Source organism: Streptomyces yokosukanensis (assembly GCF_001514035.1).
Taxonomy (GTDB): domain Bacteria; phylum Actinomycetota; class Actinomycetes; order Streptomycetales; family Streptomycetaceae; genus Streptomyces; species Streptomyces yokosukanensis.
In genome coordinates this window covers 97234-116223 of sequence record NZ_KQ948223.1, presented here as the reverse complement: position 1 = coordinate 116223, position 18990 = coordinate 97234, and the positions used below count along the sequence as shown (strand labels likewise).

The following is an 18990-nucleotide window of genomic DNA, read 5'->3' as shown; positions in this document are numbered from 1 at the left end:
CGCGGGTGACGCGCAGGCGCTGGACGAGGCCCTTGAGGCTCTCTCCGCCGATGGTGTCCGCGTGCGTCGGGTGGCGGTGGACTACGCCTCGCACACCCGTCATGTCGAGGACATCCGGGAGGCGCTGGCCGAGGCGTTGACCGGTGTCGAGGCCCAGGCGCCGATGATCCCCTTCTACTCGACGGTGACGGGTGGTTGGGTGCAGGACGCCGGGGTTCTGGACGGCGGCTACTGGTATCGGAATCTGCGCGGTCAGGTCGGGTTCGGCCCGGCCGTGGCGGAGCTGATCCGGCAGGGTCACAGGGCTTTCGTCGAGGTCAGTGCTCATCCGGTGCTGGTGCAGCCGGTCACCGAGATCCTCGACGACGCCGAGTCCGGTGCGGACGCGGTGGTGACCGGTTCGCTGCGGCGTGAGGAGGGTGGGCTGCGCCGTCTGCTGGCCTCGATGGCCGAGTTGTTCGTGCGTGGCGTGCCGGTGGACTGGTCGGGCATCCTGCCCGCCGGAACCGGGTCGGTGGGCGTGGATCTGCCGACGTACGCCTTCGACCACCAGCACTTCTGGCTCCACACGGCGCCGACCGCGACCGACGCGGCTTCCCTCGGTCTGGCCGGGACCGATCACCCGCTGCTCGGTGCGGTGGTGGAACTGCCGCAGTCCGACGGGCTGGTGTTCACCTCGCGCCTGTCGCTCAAGTCGCACCCCTGGCTCGGCGATCACGTGGTAGGCGGCCTGGTGCTCATCCCGGCCACCGGGCTTCTCGAACTGGCCGTGCGCGCCGGTGACGAGGCCGGCTGCGGCGTCCTGGACGAGCTGGTGACGGAGGCGCCGCTGGTGGTGCCCGAGCACGGGGGAGTGCGGGTCCAGGTCGCCGTGGGCGCGCCGGGCGAGAACGGCTCGCGCACCGTGGAGATCTATTCGCAGCGAGAGGACGCGCCGGGTGACGGGGAGCCGTGGACGCGGCACGCCACCGGACTCCTGTCCGCCTCGGCCGCGGCCCGCGGCACCGACTTCGACTTCGCCGCCTGGCCGCCGTCCGGCGCCGAGCAGGTGGATCTGGACACCGGCGAGCTGTACGAGGGTCTGCTGGAGCGCGGCTACGCGTACGGCCCCGTCTTCCAGGGCGTGCGCGCGGTGTGGCGGCGCGGTGCGGAACTCTTCGCCGAGGTCGCCCTGCCCGACGAGGCGCGTACGGACGCCGGGAGCTTCGGCCTCCACCCGGCGCTGCTCGACGCGGCCCTCCAGGCCGGGACGTTCGCCGCCGCGGCGGACACCGCGGAGGAGGAAGCCGGGCGGCCGGTGATGCCGTTCTCCTGGAACGGTCTGGTGCTGCATGCCGCGGGCGCCTCGGCACTGCGGGTGCGGGTCGCACCGAACGGTCCGGACTCGCTGTCGGTCGCGGCGGCCGACCAGACCGGCAGCCCGGTCCTGACGATGGATTCGCTGGTCATGCGGGCGGTGGACATCGAGCAGCTGGGTGCCTCCGCGGTCGAGGACAGCCGCGACGCGCTGTTCGCGGTGGACTGGAGCGAACTGCCCACGGTCTGGGGGGCGGAGCCCGCGCCCGCGTGGGTGCCGGTGGCCACGTCCGACGACGTGGCGGCCGTGGCCGCGAGCGGTGCCGTACCGACGGCCGTGGTCCTGGAGGCCGTCGGCGACGACGCCGAGGACGCCGTGCTCGCCCTGACCTCCAGGGTCCTGGACGTGGTCCAGGCGTGGCTGAGCGCCTCCGTCCCCGAGGAGTCGCGCCTTGTGGTGCTGACCCGGGGCGCCGTACCCGCCGGTACCGAGGGCGCGGTGACGGACCCGGCCGGGGCGGCGGTGTGGGGACTGGTGCGCGCCGCCCAGTCCGAGAACCCGGACCGCATCGTCCTCCTCGACACCGACCCCGGCGCCGAGGGCGGCGTGGAATCGGTGCTGGACTCCGTGCTGGCCACGGTGGTGGCCGGTGGCGAACCGCAGCTCGCGGTGCGCGGTACGACTCTCTCCGTGCCCCGGCTCGCCCGCGCCACCGCCCAAGTCACGGACACCTCGGCGCTGTTCGGGCCGGAGGGGACCGTGCTGGTCTCGGGCGGTGGGTCGCTGGGCGCGCTGGCGGCCCGGCATCTCGTCGCCCGCAACGGCGTACGCCACCTCGTCCTCGCCAGCCGTCGAGGCCCGGACGCCGACGGTGTGCGGGAACTGGTCGCCGAACTCACCGAACAGGGCGCGACGGTCTCCGCCGTGGCCTGTGACGTGTCGGATCGCGACCAGGTCGAGGCGCTCCTCGCCTCGGTGCCGCAGGCGCACCCCCTGCGCGGTGTGGTGCACACGGCCGGAGTGTTCGACCCGGGTGTGATCGGGGCGCTGACCCCGGAGCGGCTGGCCACGGTGTTCGCGCCGAAGGTCGACGCCGTACGCCACCTCGACCGGCTCACGCGCGGCCTGGAACTGGACGCGTTCGTCGTCTACTCTTCCGCCTCCTCCGTCTTCATGGGCGCGGGCAGCGGTGGCTACGCGGCGGCCAACGCCTTCCTGGACGGTCTGATGGCCACGCGCCGGGCTGCGGGCCTGCCCGGACTCTCGCTGTCCTGGGGCCCGTGGGAGCAGGTCACCGGCATGGCCGGGAACATCGACGACCTGACCAGGACCCGGATGAGCCGACGTGAGGGGCGCGGCGGAGTACTCGCGCTCCGGTCCGCCGAGGGCATGGAGCTGTTCGACGCCGCGCTCGGGTCCGGGCACGCGCTCCTCGTGCCGGTCCGGCTGGACCTGCGGGCCGTACGTGCCGACGCGGCGGCCGGCGGCGGAGTGCCGCACCTGCTGCGCGGCCTGGTCCGCGCGGGCCGGCAGCAGGCGCGGGCGGCCGGCAGCGGTGGCGAGCAGGGCCGACTGGCCGACCGGCTGGCCGGACTGCCCGCGGCGAAGCAGGAGGCGCTGCTGCTGGACATGGTGCGTGCGCAGGCCGCGGTCGTGCTCGGGCACAGCGGGCCGGAGGGCGTTCGGGTGGACACGGCGTTCAACGAGGCCGGGTTCGACTCGCTCACCTCGGTGGAGCTGCGCAACCGGCTGCGTGAGGCGACCGGTCTGAAGCTCCCCGCCACGCTGGTCTTCGACCACCCGACCCCGCAGGCGCTCGCCCGCTTCCTGCGGGCCGAGCTGGCCGTGGACGAGGGGTCGCCCGCCGACACGGTGCTGGCCGGTCTCGCCGGTCTGGAAGCGGTCATCGAGTCCGCGGGACCCGACGAGGAGGCCCGCGACCGGATCACCGTACGCCTGCGGGAGCTGCTGCGAGTGGCCGAGGCGGCGGGCACCGCCGGCACCGGCACGGGGGACGCGGACACGTCCGACGACCTTGAGAACGCCAGCGACGAGGAGCTGTTCGCGCTGTTCGAGCAGCTCGACTGAGCCGCGTGCGTGCGTGCGGGTCGGGTCCGTCAGGGTCCGGCCCGCACGGTCCGCACGGCTCGCACGGCCCCGCACAGATGGTGCGGACACCCACCCACGGCAATCGCACACATCCACCACCTGGGGGTTGAATCAAGTGGCTGACGAGGCAGAACTCCGCGACTATCTCAAGAGGGCCATCGCAGACGCCCGCAACGCACGCAAGCGGCTGCGCGAGGTCCAGGACCAGGCGCGCGAGCCGATCGCCATCGTCTCCATGGCGTGCCGGTACCCGGGTGGTGTCTCCTCGCCCGAGCAGCTGTGGCAGCTCGTCGCCGACGGCGCCGACGCCGTCGGCGGCTTCCCCGAGGACCGTGGCTGGGACCTTGAGGCCCTGTTCGACGCCGACCCGGACCACGCGGGTACGTCGTACGTCACCCAGGGCGGCTTCCTCAAGGGCGCGGGCCTGTTCGACGCGGGCTTCTTCGGGATCTCGCCGCGCGAGGCGCTGGCGATGGACCCGCAGCAGCGGCTCCTGCTGGAGACCTCCTGGGAGGCGCTGGAGCGGGCGGGCATCGATCCGGTCTCGCTGAAGGGCACCGACGTCGGCGTGTTCTCCGGCCTGTCCGGCCAGGGCTACGGCGCCGGTGCGGGTGTGGTGACCCCGGAGTCGGAGGGTTTCGCGGGTACCGGCGCGTCGACCAGCGTGGCCTCGGGGCGCGTCTCGTACGTACTGGGCTTCGAGGGCCCGGCGGTGTCCCTTGACACGGCGTGCTCGTCGTCACTGGTGGCCATTCACCTGGCGGCGCAGGCGCTGCGGCAGGGCGAGTGCTCCATGGCGCTCGCCGGTGGCGCGATGGTGATGGCGACGCCCGGCAACTTCGTGGCGTTCTCGCGCCAGCGCGGCCTGGCCGCCGACGGCCGGTGCAAGGCGTTCGCGGACGGCGCGGACGGAATGGGCCTGGCCGAGGGCGTGGGTGTCGTACTCCTGGAGCGGCTTTCCGTGGCGCGGGAGCGCGGGCACAAGGTCCTGGCCGTACTGCGCGGCAGCGCGGTGAACCAGGACGGCGCGTCCAACGGCCTCACGGCTCCGAACGGGCCCTCGCAGCAGCGGGTGATCCGCAAGGCACTGTCCAGCGCGGGGCTCGCCCCGGCGGACGTGGACGTCGTCGAGGCGCACGGTACGGGTACGGCTCTGGGCGACCCGATCGAGGCGCAGGCGCTGCTCGCGACCTACGGAAAGGACCGCGATCCCGAGAAGCCGCTGTGGCTCGGGTCGTTGAAGTCGAACATCGGCCACACACAGGCGGCCGCGGGCGTGGGCAGCGTCATCAAGATGGTGCAGGCGCTGCGGTACGGCACGCTGCCGTCCACGCTGCACGTGGACGAGCCGACGACCGAGGTGGACTGGTCGGCGGGCGCGGTTCAGCTGCTGACCGAGGCGCGTCAGTGGCCGCGCGAGGGCCGGCCGCGCCGGGCGGGTGTCTCCTCGTTCGGCGTCAGCGGGACGAACGCGCACCTGATCCTGGAGGAGGCGCCCGCCGCCGAGTCGGCTGCTGAAGGGACGGCGCCCGCGGGTGTGGTCCCGCTGGTGGTGTCGGCGCACCATGCCGGCTCGCTGGCGGGGCAGGCCGAGCGGCTCGTCGCGTTCCTGGAGTCCGGTGTCGGCGGGGCGTCGCTGACGGACGTCGCCCGCACGCTGGTGACGGGGCGTGCGGTGCTGGGTGAGCGTGCGGTGGTCGTGGCCGACTCCGACGAGGAGGCGCTCTCGGGACTGCGCGCCCTGGCGCGCGGCGAAAGCGGTGCCAACTTGCTTGCCGGCAGCGCTGGTTCGAGCGGTCCGGGCAGAGTGGTGTGGGTGTTCCCGGGCCAGGGCTCGCAGTGGGTGGGTATGGGCCGGGAGTTGCTGGAGTCGTCCCCGGTGTTCGCCGAGCGGATCGCGGAGTGCGCTGCCGCGTTGGAGCCGTGGATCGACTGGTCCCTCGTGGGCGTACTGCGGGGCGAGGAGCCGGAGCTGCTGGAGCGGGTGGACGTGGTGCAGCCCGCCAGTTTCGCGGTGATGGTGGGTCTTGCCGCCGTGTGGGCGTCCGTGGGGGTCGAGCCCGACGCGGTGGTCGGCCACTCGCAGGGTGAGATCGCTGCTGCGTGTGTGTCGGGTGCGCTGTCGTTGGAGGACGCGGCGAAGGTCGTGGCGCTGCGCAGTCAGGCGATCCGTGAGCGGTTGGCCGGGCGTGGCGGCATGGCGTCCGTTGCGCTGAGCGAGGCCGAGGCGGTCGCGCGGCTGGAGTCCTGGTCGGATCGGGTCGAGGTGGCTGCGGTCAACGGCCCGTCGTCGGTGGTGGTCGCGGGTGACGCGCAGGCGCTGGACGAGGCCCTTCAATCGCTCTCGGACGCGGGCGTGCGCGTGCGTCGCGTGGCGGTGGACTACGCCTCGCACACCCGTCATGTGGAGGACATCCGGGAGGCGCTGGCCGAGACGCTGACCGGTATCGAGGCCCAGGCGCCGACGATCCCCTTCTACTCGACGGTGACGGGTGGTTGGGTGCAGGACGCCGGGGTTCTGGACGGCGGCTACTGGTATCGGAATCTGCGCGGTCAGGTCGGGTTCGGCCCGGCCGTGGCGGAGTTGATCCGGCAGGGTCACAGGGCTTTCGTCGAGGTCAGTGCTCATCCGGTGCTGGTGCAGCCGGTCACCGAGATCCTCGACGACGCCGAGTCCGGTGCTGCGACGGTGGTGACCGGTTCGCTGCGGCGTGAGGAGGGTGGGCTGCGTCGTCTGCTGGCCTCGATGGCCGAGCTGTTCGTGCGTGGCGTGCCGGTGGACTGGTCGGGCGTCCTGCCCGCCGGAACCGCATCGGCGGGCGTGGACCTGCCGACGTACGCCTTCGACCACCAGCTCTACTGGCTCCAGCCCACCGGGACCGGCGGCGACGCCACCTCCCTCGGGCTCGCCGCGGCCGATCATCCGCTCCTCGGTGCCATGGTCCGGCTCCCCCACTCCGACGGGCTGGTGTTCACCTCGCGCCTGTCGCTCAAGTCGCACCCCTGGCTGGCCGATCACGCGATCGGCGGCCTGGCGCTCCTCCCCGGCACGGGCCTGGTCGAGCTGGCCGTACGCGCCGGTGACGAGGCCGGGTGCAGTGTCCTGGAGGAACTGGTCATCGAGGCGCCGCTCGTGGTGCCCGAGCACGGCGGCGTACGGATGCAGGTCGTCCTGGGCGCACCCGCCGAGAACGGCTCGCGGACGGTGGAGGTGTACTCCCAGCGCGAGGACGCGCCCGACGACGGGGAGGTGTGGACGCGGCACGCCACCGGCACGCTGTCGGCCTCGGCCCCCACCCCCGGCACGGACTTCGACTTCGCCGCCTGGCCGCCGCCGGGGGCGCAGCAGGTCGAGGTGGACGCCGTCGGCTTCTACGACGAACTGCGTGAGCGCGGAGTCGGCTACGGTCCCGCGTTCCAGGGCGTGCGCGCCGTGTGGCGGCGCGGTGAGGAACTGTTCGCCGAGGTCGCCCTGCCCGAGGAACTGCGCAAGGACGCCGCCGGGTTCGGCATCCACCCGGCGCTGCTCGACGCCGCCCTGCAGACCGGGACGTTCCGCGCCATGGCGGACGCGCAGCCGCAGGAGGGAGGCGGGCAGCCGCTGCTGGCGTTCTCCTGGAACGGCCTGGTGCTGCACGCCTCGGGCGCCTCGGCGCTGCGCGTGCGGGTCGCCCCGAGCGGCCCGGACGCGCTGTCCGTCGACGCGGCGGACGAGACCGGCGCCCTGGTCGTGACGATGGACTCGCTGGTGTCCCGGGCCGTCTCCGCCGAGCAGTTGGAGACGGCGGCGGACTCGGCGGTCGCCGACTCGCTGTTCCGCGTGGACTGGAGCGAACTGCCCACGGTCTGGGGGGCGGAGCCCGCGCCCGCGTGGGTGCCGGTGGCCACCGCGGCCGAGATCGAGACGTTGGCCCGGAGCGCCGATGCTCCTGCGGTCGCGGTCCTGGAGGCCGTCGGCGGTGCGGGCGAGGCCGCCGTGCTCGCGCTGACCACCCGGGTCCTCGAGGTCGTACAGGCGTGGCTGGCGACGGACGGACTCGACCAGTCGCGGCTCGTGGTGCACACCCGGGGCGCGGTGCCCGCCGGGGACGGTGCGGTGACCGATCCGGCGGGAGCGGCGGTGTGGGGCCTGGTGCGCGCCGCGCAGGCCGAGAACCCGGACCGCTTCGTGCTGCTCGACACCGACGCCGATACCGATACCGATACCGATACCGGCATCGACGCAGCCGCCGGCATCGACGCCGACGGGCTGGGAGACGTCCTGGGGGCGGCGCTGGCCACTGGCGAGCCGCAGATCGCGGCGCGCGGCACGGTCCTCTCCCTGCCGCGGCTCGCCCGGGTGCCCGCCCAAGACACCGATGCGGAAACGGTGTTCGCGGCGGGCGGGACCGTCCTGGTCTCGGGCGGCGGCTCGCTGGGCGAACTCGCGGCCCGGCACCTGGTCGTGCGGCACGGCGTACGCCACCTCGTGCTGGCCAGCCGTCGCGGCCCGGCAGCCGAGGGCGTGCGGGAGCTGGTCGCCGAGCTGACCGAGCAGGGCGCGGCCGTGTCGGTCGTGGCCTGTGACGTCTCCGACCGCGAACAGGTCGAGGCGCTGCTCGCCGCGGTGCCCGACGAGCACCCCCTCACCGGCGTGGTCCACACGGCCGGTGTGTTCGAGGCCGGGCTCGTCGAGACCCTGACCCCCGAGCGCCTGGCGCGGGTGTTCGCGCCCAAGGTGGACGCGGTACGGCACCTCGACGAGCTGACCCGTGGCCTGGAACTGGACGCGTTCGTCGTCTACTCCTCCGCCTCGTCCGTCTTCCTCGGCGCCGGCAGCAGCGGCTACGCGGCGGCCAACGCCTTCCTCGACGGGCTGATGGCCCACCGCCGCGCGGCGGGCCTGCCCGGGCTCGCGCTGTCCTGGGGCACCTGGGCGTACGCCACCAACATGACCACCCACCTGGGCGCCGACGACCAGGCGAGCATGAGCAGGCGGACGAGCCGCGACGGCGTCGTCGCGCTCACGCCCGCCGAGGGCATGCAGCTGTTCGACGCCGCCGTCGCATCCGCCCAGTCGCTCCTCGTGCCGGTCAAGCTGGACCTGCGCGGAGTACGGGCCGCAGCGGCGGCCGGGGGCACGGTGCCGCATCTGCTGCGCGGCCTCGTACCGACGGGGCGGCAACAGGCGCGGGCGGCGGCCGCGAAGGACGGCGACCTGCTGCGCCGCCTGTCCTCCGTCTCCGAGCCGGAGCAGGAAGCCATGCTCCTCGACCTGGTGCGCACCCAGGCCGCGGTCGTGCTCGGGCACAGCGGGCCGGACGGCATCCGGCCGGACACCGCCTTCAAGGACGTCGGGTTCGACTCGCTCACCTCGGTGGAGCTGCGCAACCGGCTGCGTGAGGCGACCGGTCTGAAACTGCCCGCCACGCTGGTCTTCGACCAGCCGACCCCGCTCGTGCTCACCGGCTATCTGCGCGGTGAACTCGGCATCAGTGACGACGTGTTGTCCCGGGTGAACGCGAGGATCGAGGACGTCGAGTCGCTCATCGCTGCAGTGACCCTCGACGAATCCATGAGGGCGAGTATCGCGCTCCGTCTTCAGGGCCTGGTGGCCAAGTGTAATGGGGTCGTCGAGCAGACGGACGGCTCCACGGTGGCCGAGAAACTGGAATCCGCGTCGGCCGACGAAGTCCTCGACTTCATTCATGAGGAACTCGGGCTCGTGTGAGACCGGTTCAGGGTATTCGGCTCCATCAACATTCTCGTGAGGACTGACGAATGGCCACGGACGAACAACTCCTCAAAACCCTCAAGCGCGTCACCACCGAGTTGCACAACCTGCGCAAGCAGGGCGCGTCGCACGCGGGAGAGCCGATCGCCGTCGTGGGCATGGGGTGCCGGCTGCCCGGCGGTGTGACGGGCGCCGAGGATCTGTGGCAGTTGGTGCGCGAGGGCCGCGACGCCGTGTCCGGGTTCCCCGACGACCGGGGCTGGGAGCTGGACGGCCTGTTCGACCCGGACCCCGACAACCCCGGTACCTCCTACACCGACCAGGGCGGCTTCCTGCAAGGGGCCGGCCTGTTCGATCCGGGCTTCTTCGGGATCTCGCCGCGCGAGGCGCTGGCGATGGACCCGCAGCAGCGGCTCCTGCTGGAGACCTCCTGGGAGGCGCTGGAGCAGGCGGGCATCGACCCGGTCTCGCTGAAGGGCACCGACGTCGGCGTGTTCGCGGGGGTGTCCAGCCAGGGATACGGATCAGGGGGCGGCGGGGTCGCGCCGGAGCTGGAGAGCTTCACCGGCACCGGCGTGGCGTCGAGCGTGGCGTCGGGCCGGGTGTCGTACGTCTTCGGCTTCGAGGGCCCCGCCGTGTCCGTGGACACGGCCTGTTCGTCGTCGCTGGTCGCCATCCACCTGGCCGCGCAGGCGCTGCGGCAGGGCGAGTGCTCGCTCGCCCTCGCCGGCGGCGCCATGGTGATGGCCACCCCCGGCACCTTCGTCGTCTTCTCCCGGCAGCAGGGCATGGCCGCCGACGGCCGGTGCAAGGCGTTCGCGGACGGCGCGGACGGCATGGGCCTGTCCGAGGGCGCGGGCGTGGTGGTCCTCGAACGGCTCTCCGAGGCGCGGGAGCGCGGCCACCGGGTGCTCGCGGTCATCCGCGGCAGCGCCGTCAACCAGGACGGCGCGTCCAACGGGCTCACGGCCCCCAACGGCCCCTCCCAGCAGCGCGTCATCCGCAAGGCCCTGGCCGGCGCCGGACTGGTCTCGGCGGACGTGGACGTCGTGGAGGCGCACGGTACGGGTACGGCCCTCGGCGACCCGATCGAGGCGCAGGCGCTCCTCGCGACGTACGGACAGGGCCGGGATCCGCAGAAGCCGCTGTGGCTCGGCTCGCTGAAGTCGAACATCGGGCACACGCAGGCCGCCGCGGGCGTCTCCAGCGTCATCAAGATGGTGCAGGCGCTGCGGCACGGCGTGCTTCCCCCGACCCTGCACGCACAGGTGCCGACGACCGAGGTCGACTGGTCCGCGGGCGCGGTGCGGCTGCTCGGCGAGGCCCGGGACTGGCCGCGCGACGGGCATCCGCGCCGCGCCGGGGTGTCCTCGTTCGGCATCAGCGGGACGAACGCGCACCTGATCCTGGAGGAGGCGCCCGACGAGGCGCAGCCGGAGCAGGCCGTCGAGGAGGCGGCACCGGCGGGCGTGGTCCCGCTGGTGGTGTCGGCGCGCAGCGAGGGCTCCCTGGCGGGGCAGGCGGAGCGACTGGCCGCACACCTTCGGTCCACCGGCGCGGCGCCGCTGCCGCGCGTGGCCGACGCACTCCTGTCGCAGCGGGCGCTGCTGCCCGAGCGCGCGGTGGTCCTGGCCGGTTCGGACCAGGAGGCCCTGGCCGGGCTCGGGGCGGTGGCCCGGGGCGAGCACGCGGCCGGTGTCGTCACCGGCAGGGCGGCCGGCTCGGGCGGACCGGGCAAGCTCGTCTGGGTGTTCCCGGGCCAGGGCTCGCAGCGCGCGGGGACGGGCCGGGAGCTGTACGAGCGCCACCCCGTGTTCGCCCGGGCCCTGGACGAGGCCTGCGAGCAACTGGACGCGTGCCTCGCCGGGGCGGTCGACCACCCGGTGCGCGACGTGATCCTGGACAGGGTGCCGGGCGGCGACGAACTGCTCAACCGGACGGTGTTCACCCAGGCGGCCCTGTTCGCGGTCGAGAGCGCCCTGTTCCGGCTCGTGGAGTCCTGGGGCGTACGACCGGACGCGGTCATCGGCCACTCGATCGGTGAGATCGCCGCCGCCCACGCGGCGGGTGTGCTGTCGCTGCCGGACGCGGCGCGGCTCGTCGCGGCCCGGGGCCGGCTGATGCAGGCCCTGCCGCCGGGCGGCGCGATGGTCGCGGTGGCCGCGAGCGAGGCGCAGGTCGCCGGCCTGCTCGGCGACGACGTGGAGGTCGCGGCGGTCAACGGCCCGTCCGCGGTGGTCCTCTCCGGCGACGAGGACGCGGTCCTCGCGGCGGCCGACCGGCTGCGGGAGCAGGGGCACAAGACGAAGCGCCTCGTGGTCTCGCACGCCTTCCACTCCCGGCGGATGGAGCCGATGCTGGCCGAGTTCGCCGCCCGACTGGCCGAGGTGGAGTGGCGGTCGCCGCAGATCCCGGTGATCTCGAACGTGACCGGGCGGCTCGCCGCACCCGGCGAGCTGGCCGACCCGGAGTACTGGGCCGGCCATGTGCGCCGGCCGGTGCGGTTCGCCGACGGGATCGCAGCCGCCGTCGGGCACGGCGGCACGCTGTTCGTGGAGCTGGGCCCGGGCGCTGCCCTGACCGGCCTCGTCGAGGAGACGGCCACCGCCGCGGGCGCCCGGCCGACCTGCGTGGCGGCCCTGCGCGACGGCCGCCCCGAGGAGCAGACCCTGCTGGCCGCGCTGGCCGAACTGTTCGTACGCGGCGTGCCCGTGGACTGGCGCGGCCTGCTCCCGCGCGGCGGTGCCCCGACGGGACGCGTGGACCTGCCGACGTACGCCTTCGACCACCAGCACTACTGGCTCCGGACGGCCGACGCGGCGACGGACGCGGCCTCCCTGGGGCAGGCGGCGGCCGACCACCCGCTGCTCGGCGCGGTGGTGCGGCTGCCGCAGTCCGACGGGCTGGTGCTCACCTCGCGCCTGTCGCTGAAGTCCCATCCCTGGCTGGCCGACCACGCCGTCGGCGGTGCGGTGCTCCTGCCCGGCACGGGCCTCGTGGAGCTGGCCGTGCGCGCCGGTGACGAGGCCGGCTGCGGCGTCCTGGACGAGCTGGTCATCGAGGCGCCCCTCGTGGTGCCGCCGCAGGGCGGCGTACGCGTCCTGGTCGCCGTGGCCGCACCGGACGGGACCGGCGCGCGCCCCGTCGAGGTCTACTCCCTGCGCGAGGACGCGCCCGGTGACGGGGACGCGTGGACGCGGCACGCCACCGGCACGCTCTCGGCCTCGGCCACGGCCCGCGGCACGGACTTCGACTTCGCCGCCTGGCCGCCGCCCGGCGCCCGGCCGATCGGGATCGACGACTTCTACGCCGGCCTCACCGAGCGCGGCTACGGCTACGGCCCGGCGTTCCAGGGCCTGCGCGCCGTGTGGCGGCGCGGCGACGAGGTGTTCGCCGAGGCGGCCCTGCCCGAGGAACAGCGGGAGAGCGCCGACCGGTTCGGCATCCACCCGGCGCTCCTGGACGCCGCCCTGCACGCCGGGATGTTCGGCACCGAGGCGGACGCGACGGCCGAGGAGCCCGGCACGCCGGTCCTGCCGTTCGCGTGGAACGGCCTGTCGCTGCACGCCGCGGGCGCCCCCGCACTGCGGATCCGCCTGACCTCCGCTGGACCCGGCGCCGTGTCGCTGGAGGCGGCCGACGAGACCGGCGGCCCGGTGGTGACGCTGGACTCCCTGGTGTCCCGGCCGGTCTCCGCCGAGCAGCTCCGGACGGCGACGGACTCCCCGGTCGCCGACTCGCTGTTCCAGGTGGACTGGACCCGGCTGCCCCTGGCCCAGGGCACTGCGCCCACACCCTCGTGGGCGCCGGTCACCACGGCCGAGGACGTGACGGCGCTGGCCGGTACGGGCACGGCTCCGGCGATCGCCGTCCTCACGGCCGTCGGCGGGGACGGCGACGACGCCGTACTGGCCCTGTCCGCACGGGTGTTGAGCGTGGTGCAGGCATGGCTGGCCGCGGACGACCTCGACGACTCACGGCTCGTGGTGGCGACCCGCGGCGCGGTCCCCGCCGGGGACGGCGCCGTCACCGACCCGGCCGGAGCGGCGGTGTGGGGTCTGGTGCGCGCCGCGCAGGCCGAGAACCCGGACCGGATCGTACTGATCGACGCCGACCCGGCCGCCGACGACGGTGTGCTGCCCGTGCTGGGCCTGGTGTCGGCGGCCGGGGAGCCCCAGGTCGCCGTGCGCGGTACGGCACTTTCGGTGCCCCGCCTCGCCCGCGCCGCCGGCCAAGTCCCGGACCTCTCCGAGGTGTTCGACCCGGAGGGTACGGTCCTGGTCACGGGCGGCACCGGATCGCTGGGCGCGCTGCTGGCCCGTCATCTGGTCACCGGGTACGGCGTACGCCACCTGCTCCTGGTGAGCCGGCGCGGCCCGGCCGCCGAGGGCGCGCGGGAGCTGGTCGCCGAGCTGACCGGGCTGGGCGCGGAGGTCTCCGTCGCGGCCTGCGACGTCTCCGACCGCGACCAGGCGCGGGCCCTGCTGGCCTCGATACCCGGGCAGCACCCCCTCACCGGTGTGGTGCACACGGCGGGCGTGCTGGACGACGGCGTGATCGGGGCGCTCACCCCGCAGCGGCTGGCCGCGGTGTTCGCGCCGAAGGTCGACGCGGTGCGCCACCTCGACGAGCTGACCCGGGACCTGGACCTCGACGCGTTCGCCGTGTTCTCGTCCGCCTCGGGCGTGTTCGGGTCGGCGGGCCAGGGCAACTACGCGGCGGCCAACGCCTTCCTCGACGGGCTGATGGCGAGCCGCCGCGCGGCTGGCCTGCCCGGCCTCTCCCTGGCCTGGGGCCTGTGGGAGCAGGACGCCGGAATGACCGCCCACCTGGGCGACGCGGACCAGGCGCGGGCCGACCGCGGCGGTGTCCTCGCGATCACGGCGACCGAGGGCATGGAGCTGTTCGACGCCGCCCTCGCCTCCGGGCAGGCGCTGCTCGTACCGATCAAGATGGACCTGCGCGGGGCCCGCTCCGGCGCGGCGGCCGGCGGCGCGGTACCGCATCTGCTGCGCGGCCTCGTACCGACGGGACGGCAGCAGGCACGGGCGGCGGCCGCGAAGGACGGCGACCTGCCCCGCCGGCTCGCCGGACTCGACCCGGCGGCACAAGAGGCGCTGCTCCTCGACCTGGTGCGGACCCAGGCCGCCGTCGTGCTCGGCCACAGCGGAGCCGACAGCGTCCGGGCGGACACCGCGTTCAACGAAGCCGGGTTCGACTCGCTCACCTCGGTGGAGCTGCGCAACCGGCTGCGCGAGGCGACCGGCCTGAAGCTGCCCGCCACACTCGTCTTCGACTACCCGGCCCCGCAGGCCCTGGCCCGCTATCTGCGCGAGGAGCTGGGCGACACGGCGGCGGCCGACGCACCTGCCGCGACCGCCGCCGCGGGTACGGACCCCGACGAGCCGATCGCGATCGTCGGCATGTCGTGCCGGCTGCCCGGCGGGGTGACGAGCCCCGAGTCCCTGTGGCGGCTGGTGCAGGAGGGCCGCGAGGGGATGTCCGACTTCCCCGAGGACCGTGGCTGGGACCTTGAGGGCCTGTTCGACGACGACCCGGACAGCGCGGGCACCTCGTACACCAGCCAGGGCGGCTTCGTACCCGGCGCGGGCCTGTTCGACGCGGGCTTCTTCGGGATCTCGCCGCGCGAGGCGCTGGCGATGGACCCGCAGCAGCGACTGCTCCTGGAGACGTCCTGGGAGGCCATGGAGAGCGCCGGAGTCGACCCCACGTCCCTGAAGGGCACGGACGTCGGCGTGTTCTCCGGGGTGTCCAACCAGGGGTACGGGGCCGGAGTGGTCGCACCGGAGCTGGAGGGCTTCGCGAGCACGGGCACCGCGGGAAGCGTGGCCTCGGGCCGCATCTCGTACGTGTTCGGCTTCGAGGGCCCGGCGGTCACCGTGGACACGGCGTGCTCGTCGTCGCTGGTGGCGATGCACCTGGCGGCGCAGGCGCTGCGGCAGGGCGAGTGCTCCATGGCGCTCGCGGGCGGCGTGACGGTGATGGCGACACCCGTCAGCTTCGTGGAGTTCTCCCGCCAGCGCGGCCTCGCCGGCGACGGCCGCTGCAAGGCGTACGCGGAGGGCGCGGACGGCACGGGCTGGGCCGAGGGCGTGGGCCTGGTCGTGCTGGAGCGTCTGTCGGTGGCGCGGGAGCGCGGCCACAAGGTCCTGGCGGTGCTGCGGGGCAGCGCGGTGAACCAGGACGGCGCGTCCAACGGCCTGACGGCCCCGAACGGCCCCTCGCAGCAGCGCGTCATCCGCAAGGCGCTGGCCGGGGCCGGGCTCTCCGCCGCGGACGTGGACGTGGTGGAGGGGCACGGGACCGGTACGGCTCTGGGCGACCCGATCGAGGCGCAGGCACTCCTCGCGACGTACGGGAAGGGCCGGGATCCCCAACAGCCCTTGTGGCTGGGCTCGTTGAAGTCGAACATCGGCCACACGCAGGCCGCCGCGGGCGTGGCCAGTGTGATCAAGATGGTGCAGGCGCTGCGGCACGGCATGCTGCCCCCGACCCTGCACGTGGACGCGCCCTCGTCCCAGGTGGACTGGTCCGAGGGCGCGGTGGAACTGCTGACGGAAGGCCGTGACTGGCCACGCGACGGTCGTCCGCGCCGCGCCGGGGTGTCCTCGTTCGGCATCAGCGGGACGAACGCGCATCTGATCCTGGAGGAGGCGCCCGAGGAGCCGGCGAAGTCCGGCTCGGACGAGCCGGTGCCGGGTGGTGTGGTGCCGTTGGTGGTGTCGGCGCGCAGTGCCGGTTCGCTGGCGGGCCAGGCGGAGCGTCTTGCCGCGTTCATCGAGGACGCCGGTCAGGTGCCGCTCGCGTCGGTGGCCGGGGCACTCGTCTCCGACCGTGCGGTGCTGGGTGAGCGTGCGGTGGTGATCGCAGACTCGGACGAGGACGCACTGGCTGGACTGCGGGCGCTGGCTCGCGGAGAGAGCCCGGCCGGTCTGATCACCGGCAGGGTCGGCGTCTCGGGTGGACCGGGCAAGGTGGTGTGGGTCTTCCCGGGCCAGGGCTCGCAATGGGTGGGCATGGGCCGGGAGCTGCTGGAGTCGTCCCCGGTGTTCGCCGAGCGGATCGCGGAGTGCGCGGCGGCGTTGGAGCCGTGGATCGACTGGTCGCTCGTGGGCGTGCTGCGGGGCGAGGAGCCGGAGCTGTTGGAGCGGGTGGATGTGGTGCAGCCCGCCAGTTTCGCGGTGATGGTGGGTCTGGCTGCGGTGTGGTCGTCGGTGGGTGTGCTGGCGGATGCGGTGGTGGGTCATTCGCAGGGTGAGATCGCTGCTGCGTGTGTGTCGGGTGCGTTGTCGTTGGAGGACGCGGCGAGGGTCGTGGCGTTGCGCAGTCAGGCGATCCGTGAGCGGTTGGCCGGGCGTGGTGGCATGGCGTCCGTTGCGCTGAGCGAGGCCGAGGCGGTCGCGCGTCTGGAGCGTTGGTCGGATCGGGTCGAGGTGGCGGCCGTGAACGGCCCGTCGTCGGTGGTGGTCGCGGGTGATGCGCAGGCGCTGGACGAGGCCCTTGAGGCCCTTTCCGCCGATGGTGTCCGCGTGCGTCGGGTGGCGGTGGACTACGCCTCGCACACGCGTCATGTGGAGGACATCCGGGAGGCGCTGGCCGAGGCGCTGACCGGTATCGAGGCTCAGGCGCCGATGATCCCCTTCTACTCGACGGTGACGGGTGGTTGGGTGCAGGACGCCGGGGCTCTGGACGGCGGCTACTGGTACCGGAACCTGCGCGGTCAGGTCGGGTTCGGCCCGGCCGTGGCGGAGCTGATCCGGCAGGGTCACAGGGCTTTCGTCGAGGTCAGTGCTCATCCGGTGCTGGTTCAGCCGATCACCGAGATCCTCGATGACGCCGAGTCCGGTGCTGCGACGGTGGTGACCGGTTCGCTGCGGCGTGAGGAGGGTGGGCTGCGTCGTCTGCTGGCCTCGTTGGCCGAGCTGTTCGTGCGTGGCGTCCCCGTGGACTGGAGTGGTGTACTCCCGGCGGACGCGGCGAAGTCGACTCCGGTCGAGCTGCCGACGTACGCCTTCGACCACCAGCACTACTGGCTCCACACGGCGCCGACCGCCACCGACGCGGCTTCCCTCGGCCTGGCCGGGACCGATCACCCGCTGCTCGGCGCGGTGGTGGAACTGCCGCAGTCCGACGGGCTGGTGTTCACCTCGCGCCTGTCCCTGAAGTCGCACCCCTGGCTGGCCGATCACCGGGTCGGCGGTGTGGTGCTCGTCCCCGGCACGGGCCTGGTCGAGCTGGCCGTGCGCGCCGGTGACGAGGCCGGCTGCAGTGTCCTGGAGGAGCTGGTGATCGAGGCGCCGCTGGTGGTGCCCGAGCACGGCGGGGTGCGGGTCCAGGTCGCCGTGGGCGGGCCGACCGGGAACGGCTCGCGCACCGTGGAGGTGTACTCGCGGCGGGAGGACGCCGACGGTCCGAGCGGCGCGGACGCATGGACGCGGCACGCCAGCGGCATGCTGGCAGCCACCGGGCAACCGGGGGGCGGCACAACGGAGTTCGACTTCGCCGCCTGGCCGCCGCCCGGTGCGCAGCCGGTGGACATCAGCGGTGGCTACGGCCTGCTCACCGAGGTGGGATACGGCTACGGCCCCGCGTTCCAGGGGGTGCGCGCGCTGTGGCGGCGCGGCGACGAGACCTTCGCCGAGGTCGCCCTGCCCGAGGAACACCGCGGACAGGCCGCCGGGTTCGGCATCCACCCCGCGCTGCTGGACGCCGCCCTGCACTCGCCGCTGCTGCAGATCGCGGGAGCGGCCGTGGCCGACGACGGCCCCGAGACAGGGCCGGGCGGTACGGAGCTGAGGCTGCCGTTCGCGTGGAACGGGCTGGTGCTGCATGCCGCGGGCGCCTCGGTGCTGCGGGTGCGCCTTGCGCGGCGCGAACGCGACGCGCTGTCCCTGGCGGCGGCGGACGAGGCCGGCGCCCTGGTCGTGACGATGGACTCGCTGGTGTCCCGGGTCGTCTCCGCCGAGCAGTTGGAGACGGCGGCGGACACACCGCGCGCCGACTCGCTGTTCCGGGTGGAGTGGACCGAGCTGCCGCCGCTGGAGGAGACGGAGCCCGTGCCGTCGTGGGCGCCGGTGGCCACCGCCGAGGAGGTGGCGACCCTGGCCGACGACATCGAGTCGGGTGCCGTATGCCCGGCCCTGGCGGTCCTGGAGGCCTTCGGCGGTGCGGGCGAGACCGCCGTCCTCGCGCTGACCACCCGAGTCCTCGAAGCCGTGCAGTGCTGGCTGGACGGGCCCGGTCTGGAGGCGGCACGGCTCGCCGTGGTGACCCGGGGCGCGGTGCCCGCCGGTGGCGAGGACACGGTGACCGATCCGGCGGGAGCGGCGGTGTGGGGTCTGGTGCGGGCCGCTCAGGCCGAGAACCCGGACCGCATCATCCTGGTCGACACCGATCCGGCGGACCCGGTCTCCGGTGACGCGGCGGCACGCGTCCTGGGCGCGGCGCTGGCCGGCGGCGAGCCGCAGGCCGCGGTGCGCGGCAACGTCCTCTCCGTACCCCGCCTCGCCCGCGTCACCGCTCACGTTCCCGACGAGCCGACCGTGTTCCGGTCGCAGGGGACCGTCCTGGTCTCGGGTGCCGGGGCGTTGGGCGGCCTGGTGGCCCGGCACCTGGTCGTGCGGCACGGCGTACGCCACCTCGTGCTGGCCAGCCGTCGCGGCCCGGCAGCCGAGGGCGTACGGGAGCTGGTCGCCGAGCTGACCGAGCTGGGCGCGGCCGTGTCGGTCGTGGCCTGTGACGTCTCCGACCGCGCCCAGGCCGAGGCGCTGCTCGCCTCGGTGCCCGACGAGCACCCCCTCACCGGTGTGGTGCACACGGCGGGCGTGACCGACGACGGCGTCATCGGGAT

The 18990-nt window shown here is 74.1% G+C and carries 2 protein-coding genes and 1 pseudogene; all 3 read left to right on the top strand.

Going from position 1 to position 18990, the window contains the following annotated elements; all coding sequences use genetic code 11:
- Positions 1 to 3385, top strand: a 3385-nt coding sequence (locus tag AQI95_RS34950; RefSeq protein ID WP_159056629.1) for a type I polyketide synthase, incomplete at its 5' end; no start/stop codon positions are given.
- A gap of 160 nt (positions 3386 to 3545) precedes the next feature.
- Positions 3546 to 9116: pseudogene (locus tag AQI95_RS34945) on the top strand (type I polyketide synthase); the annotation flags it as partial.
- A 50-nt stretch (positions 9117 to 9166) separates the two neighbouring features.
- Positions 9167 to 18990: type I polyketide synthase (locus AQI95_RS34940; protein ID WP_067133564.1), on the top strand; the 9824-nt coding region annotated here is incomplete at its 3' end.